Annotated in this window: 21 protein-coding genes; 7 read left to right on the top strand and 14 right to left on the bottom strand. The window is 71.9% G+C overall.

What is annotated here, in order from left to right; all coding sequences use genetic code 11:
* Positions 1-161: 161 nt before the first annotated feature.
* A complete protein-coding gene (locus tag CUT39_RS02440) occupies positions 162-671 on the top strand; it encodes a hypothetical protein (RefSeq protein WP_157930437.1) in 510 nt (169 codons plus the stop codon).
* 210 nt (positions 672-881) lie between these two features.
* Here CUT39_RS02440 and CUT39_RS02435 read toward each other — a convergent pair whose 3' ends face one another.
* Together CUT39_RS02435 and CUT39_RS02430 are read right to left on the bottom strand one after the other, a co-directional pair.
* Positions 882-1,958 carry a coiled-coil domain-containing protein gene (locus tag CUT39_RS02435; protein WP_157930436.1) on the bottom strand — a complete coding sequence of 359 codons (1,077 nt, stop codon included), beginning with the start codon at positions 1,956-1,958 and terminating at the stop codon, positions 882-884.
* A 198-nt stretch (positions 1,959-2,156) separates the two neighbouring features.
* Positions 2,157-3,059: an SDR family NAD(P)-dependent oxidoreductase gene (locus CUT39_RS02430; protein WP_198586810.1), complete on the bottom strand. Its 903-nt coding sequence runs from the start codon at positions 3,057-3,059 to the stop codon at positions 2,157-2,159.
* A 119-nt stretch (positions 3,060-3,178) separates the two neighbouring features.
* Here CUT39_RS02430 and CUT39_RS02425 point away from each other — a divergent pair, with 119 nt between their 5' ends.
* Positions 3,179-3,598, top strand: a complete 420-nt coding sequence (locus tag CUT39_RS02425) for a VOC family protein (protein ID WP_100444355.1) — start codon at positions 3,179-3,181, stop codon at positions 3,596-3,598.
* Positions 3,599-3,621: 23 nt separating this feature from the next.
* On the opposite strand, the gene CUT39_RS02420 is transcribed toward CUT39_RS02425, so the two are convergent.
* The gene (locus tag CUT39_RS02420) at positions 3,622-3,846 is read right to left on the bottom strand and encodes a hypothetical protein (RefSeq protein ID WP_100444354.1); all 225 of its coding nucleotides are present in this window, start codon (positions 3,844-3,846) and stop codon (positions 3,622-3,624) included.
* Between the two features lie 3 nt (positions 3,847-3,849).
* Positions 3,850-4,467 (bottom strand): rhomboid family intramembrane serine protease, encoded by a 618-nt coding sequence (locus CUT39_RS02415; RefSeq protein WP_157930435.1) that lies wholly within the window; start codon positions 4,465-4,467, stop codon positions 3,850-3,852.
* 153 nt (positions 4,468-4,620) lie between these two features.
* Here CUT39_RS02415 and CUT39_RS02410 point away from each other — a divergent pair, with 153 nt between their 5' ends.
* Positions 4,621-5,142, top strand: a complete 522-nt coding sequence (locus tag CUT39_RS02410) for an FKBP-type peptidyl-prolyl cis-trans isomerase (RefSeq protein ID WP_232805535.1) — start codon at positions 4,621-4,623, stop codon at positions 5,140-5,142.
* On the opposite strand, the gene CUT39_RS02405 is transcribed toward CUT39_RS02410, so the two are convergent.
* Entirely contained in the window at positions 5,139-5,423 is a 285-nt protein-coding gene (locus CUT39_RS02405; protein WP_100444352.1) for a MoaD/ThiS family protein, read from the bottom strand. The genes CUT39_RS02410 and CUT39_RS02405 overlap by 4 nt on opposite strands.
* Complete coding sequence (locus CUT39_RS02400; protein WP_100444351.1) at positions 5,423-6,568, bottom strand: WD40/YVTN/BNR-like repeat-containing protein; 1,146 nt, start codon at positions 6,566-6,568, stop codon at positions 5,423-5,425. Before CUT39_RS02400 ends, CUT39_RS02405 begins: the two co-directional genes overlap by 1 nt.
* A 216-nt stretch (positions 6,569-6,784) precedes the next feature.
* Here CUT39_RS02400 and CUT39_RS02395 point away from each other — a divergent pair, with 216 nt between their 5' ends.
* Positions 6,785-7,477 (top strand): HNH endonuclease family protein, encoded by a 693-nt coding sequence (locus CUT39_RS02395; RefSeq protein WP_100444350.1) that lies wholly within the window; start codon positions 6,785-6,787, stop codon positions 7,475-7,477.
* Here CUT39_RS02395 and CUT39_RS02390 read toward each other — a convergent pair.
* The 4 genes from CUT39_RS02390 to CUT39_RS02375 form a co-directional block, all read right to left on the bottom strand.
* Positions 7,474-8,145: a maleylpyruvate isomerase family mycothiol-dependent enzyme gene (locus CUT39_RS02390; protein ID WP_100444349.1), complete on the bottom strand. Its 672-nt coding sequence runs from the start codon at positions 8,143-8,145 to the stop codon at positions 7,474-7,476. The two genes, CUT39_RS02395 and CUT39_RS02390, sit on opposite strands and share 4 nt — an antisense overlap.
* A 114-nt stretch (positions 8,146-8,259) precedes the next feature.
* Positions 8,260-8,640 (bottom strand): MerR family transcriptional regulator, encoded by a 381-nt coding sequence (locus CUT39_RS02385; protein WP_232805533.1) that lies wholly within the window; start codon positions 8,638-8,640, stop codon positions 8,260-8,262.
* A gap of 27 nt (positions 8,641-8,667) precedes the next feature.
* On the bottom strand, positions 8,668-9,888 hold the full coding sequence (locus CUT39_RS02380) for a sulfotransferase family protein (RefSeq protein ID WP_100444348.1): 1,221 nt from the start codon (positions 9,886-9,888) through the stop codon (positions 8,668-8,670).
* A 41-nt stretch (positions 9,889-9,929) separates the two neighbouring features.
* On the bottom strand, positions 9,930-10,349 hold the full coding sequence (locus tag CUT39_RS02375; protein ID WP_100444347.1) for a secondary thiamine-phosphate synthase enzyme YjbQ: 420 nt from the start codon (positions 10,347-10,349) through the stop codon (positions 9,930-9,932).
* Positions 10,350-10,440: 91 nt separating this feature from the next.
* On the opposite strand from CUT39_RS02375, the gene CUT39_RS02370 reads away from it, so the two are divergent.
* Genes CUT39_RS02370 through CUT39_RS02360 form a run of 3 tightly spaced genes read left to right on the top strand, consistent with a single transcriptional unit; the run spans position 10,441 to position 13,443 of the window.
* Positions 10,441-11,418 carry a tyrosine-type recombinase/integrase gene (locus CUT39_RS02370; RefSeq protein WP_100444346.1) on the top strand — a complete coding sequence of 326 codons (978 nt, stop codon included), beginning with the start codon at positions 10,441-10,443 and terminating at the stop codon, positions 11,416-11,418.
* Between the two features lie 50 nt (positions 11,419-11,468).
* Positions 11,469-12,950, top strand: coding sequence for a DNA-3-methyladenine glycosylase 2 family protein (locus CUT39_RS02365; protein WP_100444345.1), 1,482 nt, complete (start codon positions 11,469-11,471; stop codon positions 12,948-12,950).
* A 4-nt stretch (positions 12,951-12,954) separates the two neighbouring features.
* On the top strand, positions 12,955-13,443 hold the full coding sequence (locus CUT39_RS02360; RefSeq protein ID WP_100444344.1) for a methylated-DNA--[protein]-cysteine S-methyltransferase: 489 nt from the start codon (positions 12,955-12,957) through the stop codon (positions 13,441-13,443).
* Here the strand turns inward: CUT39_RS02360 and CUT39_RS02355 are convergent.
* From CUT39_RS02355 to CUT39_RS02340, 4 genes are read right to left on the bottom strand one after another with little or no spacing between them, the layout of a single operon-like run.
* A complete protein-coding gene (locus CUT39_RS02355) occupies positions 13,440-13,883 on the bottom strand; it encodes a hypothetical protein (protein WP_100444343.1) in 444 nt (147 codons plus the stop codon). The two genes, CUT39_RS02360 and CUT39_RS02355, sit on opposite strands and share 4 nt — an antisense overlap.
* Positions 13,884-13,941: 58 nt before the next feature.
* The gene (locus CUT39_RS02350; RefSeq protein WP_100444342.1) at positions 13,942-14,580 is read right to left on the bottom strand and encodes a maleylpyruvate isomerase N-terminal domain-containing protein; all 639 of its coding nucleotides are present in this window, start codon (positions 14,578-14,580) and stop codon (positions 13,942-13,944) included.
* A gap of 16 nt (positions 14,581-14,596) precedes the next feature.
* Positions 14,597-15,577: a coiled-coil domain-containing protein gene (locus CUT39_RS02345; protein ID WP_157930434.1), complete on the bottom strand. Its 981-nt coding sequence runs from the start codon at positions 15,575-15,577 to the stop codon at positions 14,597-14,599.
* Positions 15,578-15,601: 24 nt separating this feature from the next.
* Complete coding sequence (locus tag CUT39_RS02340; RefSeq protein ID WP_100444340.1) at positions 15,602-16,390, bottom strand: exodeoxyribonuclease III; 789 nt, start codon at positions 16,388-16,390, stop codon at positions 15,602-15,604.
* Between the last annotated feature and the right edge of the window lie 33 nt (positions 16,391-16,423).

Here is a 16,423-nt window from a genome sequence, read left to right as displayed (position 1 = left end):
GGTCACAGGCGTCGCTTGCATTGTGGAACATGAGCCGCCCGGCTGGTATCGGGAATGATGAACGTCATTGATTGACACTGAGCGTCATGCAGGCAGCAGTCAGCCGACCGTATAAGCTGCCAAGGGTGCCTTCGGATCCCGAGTATTGCGATGATGTGAGGGTGAACCTCGAGCAGCTCATTACCGCACTCCTGACTTTCGCTGGAACCGTGCTCGTGACCGCCGTCGGATTCTGGCAGTGGCGACGCTCGCAGCTCCGCGAAGAGCGAAGCGAATACCGTGCCAGCCGCATCAACGCCCTGCGGGAGGTATGGGAGGCATTGGCCGACGCCGAGGCAGACCATCGCAAGAACCTGCGGCGCAGCGACAGGGAGGCGGCCCAGGACCTTCGGAGGCACCTCATCGAGGCGAACCTGCTGATCTTGCGACGCTCGCCATTCCTGCTCCCCGAGGAGTTGGAGATGGCCCAGCAGTTCACTCAACTCTTGACTGAGGTCAACATCCTTTTCAGGGCTGAACCGAGGCAGTCTGAGGACTCAATCCTCTGGGAGACCTCCCGAAAGGTATCGGCAGGCGAGACGATGGCGGCCCAGGCTGCGAGCGACCTGGAGTCGCTGCGTGAAAAGCTCGCCGACCGTTACGGCGCAGTGGTCGGAGGAGATATCCAGTAGTCGGTGTCGACCTCGATGGCAACTCGTAGAAGGTCGGCTGATCCCGCTCCTGCCAGTGTCTGTAGTCAGCCCACCATGGCAAAGACCATCTGCCCTGGTCGAAGACTTCTACAAGTCCCTCCGGCCGATCCGGCTCGTCCCCGGAGCACTCCTCCCATCAAGCGCATAGACCGCTCACTGGCGGAAACACCATCAGGATCCAACAGTCCATTAGGGTTCATGGCGGCTTTCAGGCGTATTCTGTTGGCCATCGAAGCGGGCCTCGGCCGCCAGCGCCCGCTCCCGCCAGGCCTCGACCTCGCCGGCGACCGCAGCGACCCGCGAATCGGCCGACTCCAACCGCGCGGCCAGGACCCGCTTGTCGCCGGCCAGCGCCTCGGCCTCACCGGCCTTGACCGCCAGCGCCTCCCGCGCCTCGGCCGCCTCGCCGGAGGCCAGGTCCGCCTCGCGCCGCGCGACGGCCAGATCGGCCAGCAGGGCCTCGACCCGGCCGCGCTCGCGGTCGCGTTCGGCCGCCAGCGCCGAGGCCCGCTGGTCGGACCGCCGCAGCGCCGCTTCGGCCGACCGGACCGCCTCCTCGGCCTCGGCCTCGATTCGGTCGGCCCGCGCTCGGGCCTCCTCGGCGTCCCTGCGGGCGGCTGAGGCGGCGGCGTCGGCGACCGCCTCGGCCTCGGCCGCCCGGTCGCGTTCGGCCTGCGCGGCCTCGGCGGTCTCGAGCGCCGCAGCCCGCTCGTGGGCGGCCGCGTCCCGGTCGGCGACCGCGGCCGCGGCTTCGGCCCGGGCTGAGGCGGCCCGCTCGTCGGCGGCTTCGGCGCCGCGGACGGCCTCCAGGCGCGCCTCGACCGCTTCGGCGGCCCGGTCCTCGGCCTCGCGGGCGGCGCCGGCGGCCTGATCGAGCTCGGCCCGCAGCGCGGTGAAGTCATCGGCGAGGGTCTCGGCCCGGCGGAGGGCCTCGTCGCGTTCGGCTCGGGCGGCGGCGACCGCGGCCGCGGCCTCGGAGCGGATCTCGGCGGCGCGGGCCTCGACCTCGGCCGGGTCGGTCTCGGCGCGGAGGGCCTCGGCCAGGGGTCCGAGTGCGGCCGACATGGACTGCTCGATCTGCTCGTAGAGCTCCTCGGCGCGCGCCAGCGCCCCTTCCAGGCCCGGTGTGGCCCGCCGCAGTTCCCGCTGCCGTTTGGCCTGCGAGGCGCAGTCGCCGTCGGTGCAGTACAGCCGCGGACGGCCCCGCCCGGACTGCTGCGGCACCGGTTTCCCACATCGCTTGCAGAGCGTCGCTGTTTTCGACATGCCCACAGCCTACATTATTTATTTCCGTTTATTAGAAATATAAAAGCGGAATAACCACTTCCCTCGGCCCGAGCGATAACTCACGAGAAGTGACGTTCCCGCAAGCTATGTGTCGTAGGGGCCGCAGAGGGGCCAAGGAACGGATTTCGAGTGACGGCCACCGTGCGGCCTCAGGTCGGCCTCACCGCCGACCGCCGGTCAGTCCGGCAGGCCCGCCAGGGTCGCGCTGTCGCGCCAGAGCGCTTCGGCCGCCTGGTCGTCTCGGGCTCGGGCCGAGGGTTCGGGCCAGGTGATTCGTCCGCGGCGCAGCGCGGCGTAGACCTCCCCGTCCGGGACCGGCTCGGTCCCCAGGGCCAGATCGGCGAGGCCGTCGGCGGCGGCCTCGCGAGTGTTGAGGAACCGGTTGAATCGGCGCAGCGGCCACCCCAGCGGGGTGCCCAGCACCGACCAGGCGATCCGCATCGGCAGCGGCAGGTCCCCCACCAGGCCGGTGCCGAACACCTGTCCCGGGCAGTAGGCGATCACGCTCAGACGCCGCTCCCGGGCCTCGGGGCGGGCGGCCAGCGCCCGGGCGGTGAGCAGGACGCACAGTTTCGAGGCGGTGTAGGCGTGCTGGCCGGCCTCCCTCGCGTCGGTGTGCAGACCGGGGTCGCGGTCGGGGCGGGCCAGGAGGTCGGCCTCGGCGTGGCGCGGGAGCGCCAGACCGGCCTTGGTGGCCGGGTCGTGGGTGCCGCTGGTGGTCACAACGACCGTCGCACGGTCGGCCAGTGCCGGCAGGAGCAGCCGCAGCAGCAGGTAGTGGGCGAGGTGGTTGACCGCGAAGGTCGTCTCGTAGCCGTCGGCGGTGCGGCCGGCGGCGTCGGCGCGAATGCCTCCGGCGTTGCAGACGAGGGCGTCGATGCCGGCCGGGTCGAGTCGGTCGCCGAGAGTGTCGGCGAAGGCGCGTACGGAGTCGAGTTCGGCGAGGTCGAGCGGGATCGACTCGGCCGGTGCGGTCGGGCGGCGTGCGGCGAGGATCAGGCGGGTGCCTGCCGAGCGCAGCCGGTCGGCGGTGATCGCGCCGAATCCTGAAGTGCCGCCGGTCATCACGATGGTGCGCACACGGCCTCCTCCGCTGGGGTCGGTCTCCACATCATCGCATCGGTCGAATCGGCCGCCGGTGTCGGACCGCGCTGGCAGGATGAGCGGTAGCACACCGATCCCTATCAAAGGAGCTGGCGATGGCATCCGTGCTCAGCCCGTACCTGAACTTCGACGGCAACGCCCTGGAGGCGATGGAGTTCTACCGCGACGCGCTCGGCGGCGATCTGGAGATCAACACCTACGGCGAGATGGGTGAGACCGGCCCGCTCAAGGACAAGATCATGCACTCCCGGCTCCAGACCGGCGCCGGGTTCACCATCATGGCCTCCGACCTGCCTCCGGGGATGGAGCACGATCCGGGGCAGAACGTCACCCTCAGCATCACCGGCCAGGCCGCCGACGCCGAGGAGATCCGCGGCTACTGGAGGCGCCTGTCCGAGTCGGGCACGGTCACCATGCCGCTGGAGAAGCAGGTGTGGGGCGACGAGTTCGGCTCCTGCATCGACCGGTTCGGCATCCCCTGGATGGTCGACTTCGGAACCGAGGAACCACAGTAGCGTCCGGGCCGGGTGCCGCTCCCCTAGCGGCCCCGGTTCCTCGGGTGGTTCTTGGCCGCCCGCTCGTTGCCGTGCTTGTAGGCGCCCGTCCACCGGGCCATGACCTGCTGGTCGTCTCCGGCCGCGACCTCGTCGAGGAACTTCGCGGCCCTGGCCCCGCGCAGGACCGTCGCGTGCCGGCCGCGGTGGGTGATGACTACGGCGCCGTCCCCGCGCTCCCGGTAGGCGAATCCGCTCGGTGCCGCCACCACTCAGCCCGCCCCGGGGGCGCCGCCGCGGCGGCGGGTCTCGTTGCCGGACCGGGCCAGCGCGAACGCGGTCGCCAATCCGCCGAGGAAGCCGAACAGGTGGGCCTGCCACGAAATGTGGGGCTGGCTCGGGAAGATGCCCCACACCATGGAGCCGTAGACGAGGACCAGTAGGACGGTGATGGCGATGTCGCCGAAGCGGCGCAGGAAGACGCCGCGGCCGAGCAGGTAGCCGAACAGGCCGAACACGACGCCGGAGGCGCCGACGGTGGGGCGGCCGGTGTCGGTCAGGAGCCATACGCCGATGCCGGAGGCGACCACGATGACCGCCAGGGCGATCCACATGGCGCGCCAGTCGCGGAGCGCGGCGATGGTGCCCATGACCGCCAGGGGCACCATGTTGGAGATCAGGTGGCCGCCGCCCGCGTGGAGGAACGGGGCGGCGATGAGTCCGGGGAAGATCCCGTCGGCGGTGCCGGCGACGATCCCCCACTGCGTCAGGGCGGTCGGGGTAATCCAGTCGATGAACAGCAGCACCCACATGGCGGCGATGACGGTGCCCCACAGGGCGAGGGCTCGTATGAGGGGGTGGGCGGGGCCGGTGGCCCGGTCGGCGGTCATGGGACTCCTTGCTCGCTGGCTGGGGTGCCTGGCTCTCCTCTGCATCGTAGCCGTGTCCGGGGGCGCGGGCGTCGATGTGTGTGCTGCTCCCCTGGCGGCGAATCGGCGGCGGCTCCGGGTCGCGGCCGGGCTCGGGGGTGGTAGGTTCCTGCGATGGCAGTCACCGGAATGTTGAGTCGTGTATGGAGGCCGGCGGGCCTGTGGTTCGCGGGTGCGCTGATCCTGGCCGGGTGCGGTTCCGGCGGCGATCTCGACCGGGTCGAGGTGGCCGACGGTTGCGAGGTCGGGGTCTCGACCGAGACCGACCGGGCCCCGGAGGTGTCGGCGGCCGATTGCGATCCGCCGTCGTCGCTGGTGGTCGTCGACGTGGTCGAGGGCGAGGGCGGCGAGGCCGCGGCCGGGGACGCGGTGACGGTGCAGTATGCGGGTTTCCACTGGGACGACGGGGAGCGGTTCGACGCCTCGTGGGGCGGCGGTGAGCCGTTCGAGGTGGCGCCGCTGGGGTCGGCCGGGGTGATCCAGGGCTGGAACGAGGGCCTGATGGGCGCCCAGGCCGGTGACCGGCGGCTGCTGGTGGTCCCGCCCGATCTGGCTTACGGCGCCGAGGGCGCCGGCGATGCGATCGGCCCGGACGAGACGCTGGTGTTCGTGGTGGATGTGGTGTCGGTCGGTTAGCCTCCGGCGATCGAGGGCAGGATCTGGACCGGCTGCCCGGCTTTGAGGGGTGTGGCTTGGCCTTCGAGTCGGCGGCTCTCGTCGTCGCCGACGTAGACGTTGACGAACCGGCGCAACTGTCCGGCCTCGTCCCGGACGCGGCGGGCCAGTCTCGGGTAGTCGGCGGCGACCGCGTCGAGCAGGTCGCCGAGGTTCGCACCGTCGGGGACTTCGACGGCGATGGCGCGGGCCCCGCCGCACTCGCTGGCCAGCGCGGCGGGGATCTTGAGGTCGATGTGCATCAGGCGGTCTCCATCGCGCGCACGCACAGTACGTCTGGCAGGTGCGCGGCGACCTGGTGCCACCGGCCGTCGCTGTCGGCGGCGGCCCAGACGTCGCCGCAGCGGGTGCCGAAGTACCAGCCGGGGTCGCCGGGTGCGGCGTCGGTGCAGGCGCCGTCGCGCAGGATGCCGCCGAAGTAGGGGTCGGTGGGCAGGCCGTTGTGCCAGGGCTGCCAGGTGTCGCCGGAGTCTTCGGTGCGCCAGGCGCCGACTTGCCGGTCGGGCGGGGTGCGTTCCATGGAGGCGGTGACCGGCCAGGCCATGACGGTGCCGGCTTCGGTGGGGTGGGCGACGATGGCGAATCCGAATTTGCTGGGGAGGTTCGCCGAGATGTCGGTCCAGCCGCCGTCGGGGCGGGTGGAGCGGTAGGCCGGTCCGTGGCTTTGGGTGTAGAGGGTGCCGTCGGTGCCGCGGGTGACCTTGTGGATGCATTGGCCGGAGTCGGGGGTCTCGTCGGGTGCGTAGTCGACGGTGATGCCCTTGGTGATGCCGGTCCAGGAGTGGCCGTCGTCTCGGGTCTGGTATATGCCGCCCGAGGAGATCGCGACCGTCTGGGTCTTGGGGTCGGTGGGGTCGGGGACGATGGTGTGGACGGCCGGTCCGCCGGCGCCGGAGGCCCAGGTGGTGTGCTCGGGGTGCTCCCACAGGGCTCGGTTGAAGGTGAAGGTCTGGCCGCCGTCGTCGCTGGTCCACAGGCTGGTGGGTTCGACTCCGGCCCAGACGCGGTCGCCGGGGCCGAAGGTGAGTTGCCAGATGCGTTTGACGGTGTTGGTCTGGTCGGATTCGGGTTGGTCGATGCCGGCGGTCTCGGAGAAGTCGAGGGGCCGGTAGGGCAGGTCTTGGGGGAAGGCCATGGGCGCTTCGATCGGTTCGGACCAGGTGGCGGCGTAGTCGTCGCTGCGCCAGATGCTGGGGCCGAACCAGGTGGCGGCGCCGACCAGGATGCGTCCGGTGTCGGGGTCGGTGCCGATGGCGTAGATTTCGGCGACGGCGGTGAAGCCGTCTTCGTCGAGGATGACCGGGCCGTCGAGTCGCCAGGTGCGTCGGTCGTCGCTGGTGGCGGTGAACAGGCCTTTGCGGGTGCCGATGAGGACGAGGTATGCCATGGTTCCGGGCCTCCTTGCCGGGATGTGGGTCGGTGCTGGTTCTCATCTTCGCGCGCTGGTGTGACGTTTTCCGGATCTTGGCCCGAATCGTCGGCGGGTGTCGCCGCCGGGCGGTGGTTTCGGCCCTGTCGCGGCGGCGGTATTCGTGCTAGGTTGCGTTCGCTCCCCCGAGCGCGCCCCTGCCCCCTTTTTTTAGACGGAGACTGGATTCCGACGATGGCCAAGAAGCAGTCCCGGCTGGCCGGTACGGTCGCGGTCGTCGCCGCGCTGGTGGCCGGCGCCTATTGGGTGTACACCGAGTACGTCGAGGATGGTTCGGGCCGGTCGGGCGGTGATTTGGGTGAGTATGCGCCGTTCACCGCCTCGTTCACCGGCCGGGAGCTGGTCGCCTTGATCGAGGCGCTGCCGGTGGCCGAGGAGGTCGGCGAGGGTTACGACCGGAGCCTGTTCCCGCATTGGAGCGACGCCGACGGCGACGGCTGCCATGCTCGGCATGAGACGCTGCTGGCCGAGGACCGGTCGGAATCGCTCGGTGAGGCCGACTGCGGTGCGGACATGACCGGCCGGTGGGTGTCGATGTTCGACGGTGAGACCGTCACCGAGGCGGGTGATCTGGACGTCGATCATTTCGTGCCGCTGAAGGAGGCGTGGGATTCGGGGGCGCACGGTTGGTCGACCGAGCGGCGGGAGTCCTACGCCAATTCGCTGGAGCGGCCGTGGCATCTGGTGGCGGTGACCGCCTCGTCGAACCGGTCCAAGTCCGATCAGGATCCGGCCGATTGGATGCCGCCGCTCGACCAGGTGCGGTGCGGTTACGTGTGGGCGTGGGTCGAGGTCAAGACCGAGTGGGACTTGACGGTGGACCCGGCCGAGGCCGAGGCGCTGCTCGACCACGCCGGCGACTGCTAGCCGAGCGTGAGAGGGGTGAGGCCGAGCCGCTCGGCCTCGGCTCGTTCGGCGTCGGTCATGGCCTCGCGGCCGGTGGCCTTGGCGATGAATCCGACCGGGTTCCAGCCGAGCCGGTCGAGCCGGTCGCCGTCGCCGAGCAGGAGGTCGGCCACGACTCCGGCGGCCGGGGCGGTCGTCCAGCGCGGCAGTCCGACCGCGTCGGCCAGGTCGATGCCGTGGACGGCGACTTCGACCACGCGAGTGGTCAGGAAGTCCGCGAGGGTCATCGGGTCGCCGTGCCGGGTGGTCACCGTCCGCCCGGCCGGTTCGCGGGCGCACCGGCCGGCGACCTGGGACCGGGTCCGGTCGAACGCCGCGGTCAGCGCCGCCGGCCCGGCGGCGGCGCGCTCGGCGGCGGCGTCGATGCGGATCGCGTTGGTCTCCGGGGCGTACCGGTGGTCGGGCCGGTAGTATCCGGCGGCGTCCACTTCGGCTCGCGCCGGCGGGTCGGCATCGAGCATCGGGCCGAGGCGCTCGAGCGTCATGGTGATGTGGGCTACCAGGGCGGCGGCGTCCCACGGAGTGCAGCGGGTCGGTGCGGTCCACTGGCGGTCGGTCAGGCCCCGCAGGATCGCCGCGAGGCGGGCGGACTCGGCGCGGAGCGCCAGCAGCGGAACGGATGCGGCCATGCACCGATCCTATGGGGTGCGTTCGGTTCAGGCATCGCCGGCGGTCCGGCGGACGTGAGATCGATGATCCGTGCCGCAGAGTATGGACCGCCGCCCGGACCGGTCAAAGCCGTTCTACGGCTCCGACCGGTAGTAGTCGATTTTGCCGACCAGGTAGCGCCGTTTGGCCTCGAAGTCGGCGATGCGTTCGTCCACGGCCGTCTTGTGGGCCTCCAGCAGCGCGATCCGCTCGGCCGTGGTCGACTCGCCCTGGCGCACCAGGTCGGCGAACCGGCACATCTGCTCGATCGGCATGCCGGTGTCGCGCAGGCACTTGAGCGTGCCGAGCCACGCCAGGTGCGCGTCGGTGAAGCGACGCTGCCCGGTGCGGGTGCGCTCGATGCCGTCGATCAGGCCGATCCGCTCGTAGTAGCGGAGGGTGTCCATCGAGAACCCCGACCGGCGAGCGCATTCGCCGATCGGGTACCGGCCGGCCGTTTCCGCCTCTGTCACCACGCCCTCAAGGATAGAGCCCGGCCCCGACTAGCGTCGGCGCTGGTTCAGCCCGGTCACGAAGTCGAAGTAGTCGCCGAAGGCCCGCTCGACCGCGTCGTGGTCGAGCCCGTACCGGGCCAGGGTGTACTCGTGGCGGCGCTGGTCGACCGGCCGCGCCAGCGCCGCCTCCAAGCGGTCCTTGTCGGCCACGGTCCACTCCAGGTCCAACTGGGCGAACAGTTCGGGCACGAACGTCTGCGGGTCCGACATCAGCCAGTGGTAGCCCACGTCCCGGATCGCGCCCCGGTCCATGCGGGTGCGCTGCCGCCGCGCGTCGGCGACCCCGTCGGCCAGCAACTGCAGCCACATCCGGCCGATCTCGTCCAGGTCGACCCGCCCCGGCTTCAGGTACAGTCGGTGCAGGCTCTCGGCCATCGAGCACATCGACCCCATCACCGTGTCGGGGGCCCGGTGGGTCCACACGATCTGCGCGTCGGGGAACACCTGGCCGATCGCCTCGATGCTGAACAGGTTCCCCGGGTGCTTGAGCACCCAGCGGGCCGGCCGCCGCCCGTACGACAGCACCTGGAGGGCCTCCTTGAGGAACCGGTAGTCGGCCCGGAAATCATGCGTGCGGAGAAACTCCAGGTAGTCCCACATCGGCGCCGCCGCGCAGTGCATCGCCGAATGGTCTTTGAGGAAGTAGTCCTCCTCCTCGGCGTCGGCCGCCACCGGATGGATCACGTCCCAGTCCGGGCTGACGTCCAGGACCTGGTCGATCCGCTTCTGGGTGGCCCGGATCCACTCGCTGCGGGTGGCCTCGTCGGCCGCCGTCCCCAGGTTGTACATCTCCCACAGCTTCGGTCCCCGGCACCCGGTGGCGCGGGCCAGGATGCGGTGGGTCAGCGTCGTGGCCGTCCGCGGCAGCCCGACCACGAAGATCGGCCGCTCGATCGGCTCGGCCTCGATCGCGGGGTGGGCCGCCTGGAGCCGCCGCACCTGGAACCGGTTCTCGATCCGGGCCTTCACCAGGTCCTTCGCGCCCGCCCAGCCGATCCCCGACAGGCCGTCGAGCTCGGCGAAGCAACCCAGCAGGACCCGCAGGTCGTCGAAAGCAGCCGTGTCCTCATCGGACAGGACGACCGGTTCGCCGGCGTCGCGGGCGGCCCGGAACATGCGGTCGAACACCGCCGCATGGTCGCGCCGCCGACGCAGCGAGGGAGCCAGCATGGCATTGGCGATGTGGAGCCGGACGGTAGTGCGTCGCATGGATTCCTCGGTGATAGTCGCGGTGACGGACGGCGGACGAACTAACCCAGGAACGTCAGCCGGACCGTCCGGTCGGGATTGTCGCGGTTGGTGTCGACCAGGCAGATCGACTGCCACGTGCCCAACGCCGCCCGACCGGCCACCACCGGCACCGTCGCATGCGGCGCCACCAGCGCCGGCAGGACGTGGTCCCGCCCGTGCCCGGGCGAACCGTGCCGGTGCCGCCACCGCTCATCGCGCGGCAGCAGGTCGGCCATCGCCGCCAGCAGGTCCTCCTCGGACCCGGCCCCGGTCTCGATCACCGCCACCCCCGCCGTCGCGTGCGGCACGAACACGTTCAACAGCCCGTCGCCGGCCCCGGCCGCCCGCAAGAACGAACCGCACTCGCCGGTCAAGTCCACGACCGTCTCCCGATGCCCGCTCGGCACCTGCAGCACCTTGGTGTGAAAGTCAGCGCCCATGCCTACCGATCCTGCCATGACCGCCGATCCCGTTCACCGGGCCCGCCCCATCCGGGCCGCAACACCGCCACCGGCGACTATGGTGGGAGGCATGCCGCCCACCGAGATCGCCGCACCCGACTGGCAGGCCCACCCGGCGCCGGCCGGCCCCGCCGCCGACCCCTACCGGATCTACCTCGACTCCCTCGGCTCGGCCGAATCCAGGCGCACCATGCGCGGCTGCCTCGACCGCATCGCCGCCCTCCTCGCCGACGACCCCGACACCACCGGCGAAGGCCAACCCTGGCACCTGCTGCGCTACCAGCACACCGCCGGCCTCCGCGCGGCCATGCTCGACCGCGGCTGGTCCGGCGCCTACATCAACAAACACCTCGCCGCCCTCCGCCGCGTCCTCAAAGAAGCCTGGCGGCTCGACCTGATGGCGGCCGAAGACTACCAGCGCGCCTGCGACATCGCCCCCGTCAGAGCCGGACGCCTCCCGACCGGCTCGGCGGTCGACGCCGACGCCCTCGGCGCCGCCCTCTACGCCTGCGACATCGACCCCACCCCCGCCGGCGCCCGCGACGCCGCGGTCCTGGCCACCCTCTACTCCACCGGCTGCCGCCGCTCCGAGATCGCCGCCATGCGCCTGAGCGACTACGACCCGACCGAACGGGCCATCCGCATCATCGGCAAAGGCAACAAAGAACGCGCCGTCTACCTCACCGAAGGCGCCCGCGAACGCCTCGACCGCTGGACGGCCGCCCGCGGCACCGGCCCCGGCGCCCTGTTCTGCCCGGTCAACAAAGCCGGACGACTGCGCCGCAACGGCAACCGACTGGCCGGCATGACCGGCCAAGCCATCGCCGACCTGCTCACCAAACGACTGGTCGAAGCCGGACAGCGCCGCCACACCCCCCACGACTTCCGCCGCACCTTCATCGGCGAACTCCTCGACGCCGGCGTCGACCTGGCCATCACCCAATCCCTGGTCGGCCACGCCTCCCCGGCCACCACCGCCCGCTACGACCGCCGCCCGGCCCGCCGCAGCCGCGACGCGGTCGACCGCCTCAACCTCCCCGAACCGTGACGTCGCATTCCGGCTAGCCGCCGTCGCAACCGCCGGGCACGCTTGTGCACATGCACCTCGACACCGACCGGCTCACCGCCGCCGTCGCCGGACGCGACGCCCGCTTCGACGGCTGGGTGTACCTGGCGGTCACCACCACCGGCATCTACTGCCGCCCCTCCTGCCCGGCGGTCAAACCCAAACCCCGCCACATGCGCTTCTACCCCTCGGCCGCCGCCGCCCAAGCAGCCGGCTACCGGGCCTGCAAACGCTGCCGCCCCGACGCCGCCCCCGGCTCCCCCGAATGGAACCACCGCTCCGACCTGTGCGCCCGAGCCATGCGCCTCATCGGCGAAGGCGTCGTCGACCGCCACGGCGCCACCGGCCTGGCCGACCGACTCGGCTACTCCCTGCGCCAACTCGAACGACTCCTCACCGCCGAAGTCGGCGCCGGACCGGCCGCCCTGGCCCGCGCCGGACGCGCCCAGACCGCCCGACTCCTCATCGAATCGACCGACCTCGACATGAGCCGGATCGCCTTCGCAGCCGGATTCGCCTCCCTCCGCGCCTTCAACCGCACCATCGCCGACATCTTCGCCTGCGCCCCCACCGACCTCCGCCGCCGCGCCCACGGCCGGACCGCCCCCGCCCCGGACGGCCCCATCCGCCTCCGCCTGGCCTACCGCCGACCGTTCGAACCGAACCACCTCTTCGACCACCTCGCCGCCGCGGCCGCCGACGGCATCGAACAACACCGCCACCGCACCTACCGCCGCACCCTCCGCCTCCCCCACGGCCCGGCCATCGCCGCCCTCACCCCCGCCGACGACCACATCGCCGCCCGCCTGCACCTGACCGACCTGCGCGACCTCACCGCCGCCGTCGCCGCCTGCCGCCGCACCCTCGACCTCGACGCCGACCCGGTCGCCGCCGCCGAGGCCCTCGAGGCCGACCCCGCGCTCGGCCCCGCCGCCAAGCGGACCCCGGGCCGCCGCGTCCCCCGCCGGCCCGACGGCGCCGAATACGCCCTCCGCGCCGTCATCGGCCAGCAGATCTCGACCGCCTCGGCCGCCACCGTCGCCGCCGGCCTCGCCCGCACTCTGGGCGAGGCGATCACCGACCCCGAAGGCGGCCTCGACCGGCTCTTCCCCACCCCGGCCGCGCTGGCCGCGGCCGACCCGGCGGCCCTGCCGATGCCGGCCTCCCGCGGCCGGACGCTGCTGGCCCTGGCCGAGGCGCTGGCCGAGGGGCGGATCGACCTGGGGCCGGGCGCCGACTGGGAGCGGGAGCGGGCGGCCCTGGCCCGCCTGCCGGGGATCGGCCCGTGGACGGTGGAGATGATCGCCATGCGCGCCCTGGGCGACCCGGACGCGTTCCCGGTCTCGGATCTGGGGCTGGTCCGGGGCGCGGCCGAGCTGGGGCTGCCGACCGGGCCGGGGGCGCTGGCGGCGGCCGCCGAGTCGTGGCGGCCGTGGCGGGCGTATGCGGCGCAGTACCTGTGGGCTTCGGACGGGCATCCGGCGGACCGGTTGCCCCGGCAGTTGAAGGAGTGAATCGATGGAGACCAGGCATATCAGGATGGATTCGCCGATCGGGCCGATCGCGGTGACCGCGACCGAGGCGGGGGTGGCCGGGCTGCATCTGGCCGCCGACCGGACCGACCCGGCATGGGGGCCGCGGGAGTCGACCGGCCTGCTGGAGGAGGCGGGAGGCCAGTTGGAGGCGTATTTCGCCGGCCGGCTGCGCCGGTTCGATCTGCCGCTGGCCGCCGACGGGACGGCGTTCCAGCATCGGGTGTGGTCGGCGCTGCGCGAGGTGCCGTACGGGTCGACGGTGTCGTACACCGATATCGCCGACCGGATCGGGAACCGGTCGGCGGTGCGGGCGGTGGGTCTAGCGAACGGGTCGAATCCGATCGCGATCATCGTGCCGTGCCATCGGGTGATCGGCGCGGACGGGAGGCTGACCGGCTATGCCGGCGGGCTGTGGCGCAAGGAGCGGCTGCTGGCGCTGGAGCGGGGCGAGGTGGGCCTGTTCGCGGCTTAGAGGACGGTCAGGTGGAGTTCGACGGTGACGGTGTCGTCGTCGACGATGAAGGTGGCCGCGTAGCAGACCTCGCGGGTGCAGCCGCCGGGGATGATGCCGGTGGCGGCGCCGGCGGGGGTGGTGCCCGACAGCAGTGGGGCGTCCATGTCGTTGTCGGCGATGAAGGCGCCGAAGTCGGCGGTGGGGACGGCGACGGTGACTTCGGCGCGGGCGCCGGTGGTGGGGGTGTGGAGTTCGGCCAGGTCGGCTTCGACCACTTCGGTCGAGTCGGGGTAGCGCAGGTGGGTGGCGCCGGCGACGGTGGTCAGGCTGGGGGTGCTGCCGCCTGACAGGGCCCAGCCGACCGCCCAGACGGCGCCGACGAGGCCGGCGAAGGTGGCGGTGAGCCAGACCGCGGCGATGGCCGCGCGGCGGCCGCTGGTCGGAGGTGGCGAGACCATCCGGCGACTTTACCTGAGCGGCTGCGGGTGTCCGTTGCGCACGATCGGTCCGGCCCGTTCACAGGGCGGTGATGTCGACGGGGGCGCGTTCGGCGCGGGCCAGGGCCCGCACCAGCGCCGACTGGCCGTGGCGGCGGGCCGACAGGCGGGTGAGGACGGCCGCGGCGGCCGCGAAGGCGTCCTCGTCGAACTCGGGGGTGGCGATGCCCAGTGAGACGGCGAGGTCGTCGGCGTGGACGACGAGCTCCATGATGCGGGTGGTCAGGAAGTGGTCGTAGCTGGTGGTGTACGGCCAGGCGGGGTTGCCTCCGATCGCCTCGGCGCCGAGGTCGGGCAGTCGCCGGCGGAGGTCGGCCAGGGTTCGGTCGGCCTCGGCCGCGACCGCGGCCGGGCCGGCTTCGGCGGCCTGCTCGCTCCGGTCGCGGATGCGGGTGTTGGCTTCGCCGGCGATGTCGGCGGCCAGCCAGGCGGCGCGGTCGTAGTGGTCGTACAGGCCGATCACCTCCTTGCCGGTGTGGTCGGCCTCGAGCGCTTCGGCGGCGGTGGTGATCTGGGAGGCCAGGTGGGCGGCGAGGCCGCCGACGGTGAACGCCTCGAGGGCGGACTGCTCGTCCCAGGCGTCGGCGAGGTCGGGTTCGGCCAGGAGGCCGGCGGCGACCTCGGCGGTGTGGAGGAAGCGGGTGCGGACTCCGGTCACGGCGGTGCCTTCCTGGTCAGCGGATCGAGACGTGGACGTGGTTGGTGTGGTCGGCGGCGGGGGTGCCGTTGGCGCCGGAGTAGGACCGCCACCCGCTGGAGGGCGACCAGAACTGGCGGTACCAGATGACGTACTGGACCGCCAGGGCGTCGGCGTTGTTGACGTACCAGGCGGCGAGGCGGTCGCCGTAGTCCTTGTCGGCGCCGGTGGCGTCGTAGTTCTGGAAGCCGCTGGCGTTGGCCGAGAAGTCGCAGGCGCGGCCCTTGGGGTGTTCGCCGCTGCCGCCGGAGCGGTAGCAGGAGACGTAGTTGGTGAATCCGGCTTCGCGGGTCTCGTGGTAGACGTGCAGGGTGCGCGGGGTGAGGCAGCCGTCGGTGGTGGGGTCGGACTCGGTGCACGATTCGCTGGGCAGGCTGCCGTCGGAGTTGCGGGGTACGGGGTCGGGGGCGGCCGCGCCGCCGTCGCCGGACGGGCCGGCCGCTTGTTCGGCCCGGAGTTCTTCGAGCTGGTCCTCCAGATCGTCGGCGGCTTCTTCGGCTTTCTCGAGGGCCGCTTCGGCTTCGGCGAGTTCGTCGGCGTGGGCCGCTTCCTGGGCGCGCAGTTCGGCCAGCAGGGTGGAGGCCTCGGCGACCAGGGCGGCCCGTTCGTCGGCGAGGTAGCCGGTGAAGGTGAGCGAGTCGACCATCCGGTCGGGCGTCTCGGCCGACAGCAGCGCGGCGGTGGTGCGCAGGTCGCCTTCGGTGTGGAGGTAGACGGCGTATTCGTTGAGGTCGCTCGACAGTTCCTCGAGTGTCGCCTCGGTGTCCTCGATCTGTTCGGCGAGTTCGTCGGCGCGGTTCTCGGCGGCCTCGACCTCGTCTTCGGCGTCGGCGACCGCTTCGATCGCGTCGGAGAGGTCGGATTCGAGGGTCTCCTCGTCGGGGTCGGCGTTGGCGGGGGTGGGCGTCAGTGCCAGCAGCACCGCGACGCACACCGTCGGGAGGATTCTTCGGCGCACTTGGTGTGGTTGCCCTTCCTGGGGTCAGCGGTCGGTCGTATCGAGGTCGAGCACGACGGGGGCGTGGTCGGAGGCGCCTTTGCCTTTGCGGGCGTTGCGGTCGACATAGGCGTCGGTGCAGGCGGCTTCGAAGGCGGGGTTGGCCAGGGCCAGGTCGATGCGCATGCCGCGGTTCTTGGGGAAGTCCAGGTTCCGGTAGTCCCAGAAGGTGTAGGGCCAGTCGTGTTTGAGCGGCCGGGGGAACAGGTCGGTCAGGCCGGCCCGTTCGACCTCGGCCAGGGCGTCGCGTTCGGCCGCGGTGACGTGGGTGGTGCCGGGCCATTCGGCGAGGTCCCAGACGTCGTCGTCGGTGGGGCAGACGTTGAAGTCGCCGAGCACGGCGAACGGTTCGGCCCCGGCCGCGCCGGGTCCGACCGTGGCCGCCAGCGCGGCGAGGAAGTCGAGTTTGTACCGGTAGTGCCGGTGGCCGACGTCGCGTCCGTTGGGGACGTACACCGACCAGAGGCGGATCGGTCCGCAGGTGGCACCGATCGCGCGGGGTTCGGCGGCGTCGTCGAATTCGGGCTGGTCGTCGAGGCCGACGGCGACCGATTCGAGGCCGATGCGGGAGAGGATGGCGACCCCGTTCCAGCGGCCGGTGCCGGCGGCGGCGGTTTCGTAGCCGGCCGCGGCGAGCGCGTCGGTGGGGGCGTCGTCAGCGGCGCATTTGGTCTCCTGGAGGCACACGACGTCCGGGCCGGTCTCGGCCAGCCAGGTCAGGAGCCGGTCGAGGCGGGCGTTCAGGGAGTTGATGTTCCACGTCGCGACGCGCATGGGCCTCACGATACCGGTCGGGGCGGGGCCGGT

It is taken from the genome of Glycomyces xiaoerkulensis (genome assembly GCF_002798405.1).
GTDB classification, from domain to species: Bacteria; Actinomycetota; Actinomycetes; order Mycobacteriales; family Micromonosporaceae; genus Glycomyces; species Glycomyces xiaoerkulensis.
This window is presented reverse-complemented; position numbering and strand designations above follow the sequence as displayed.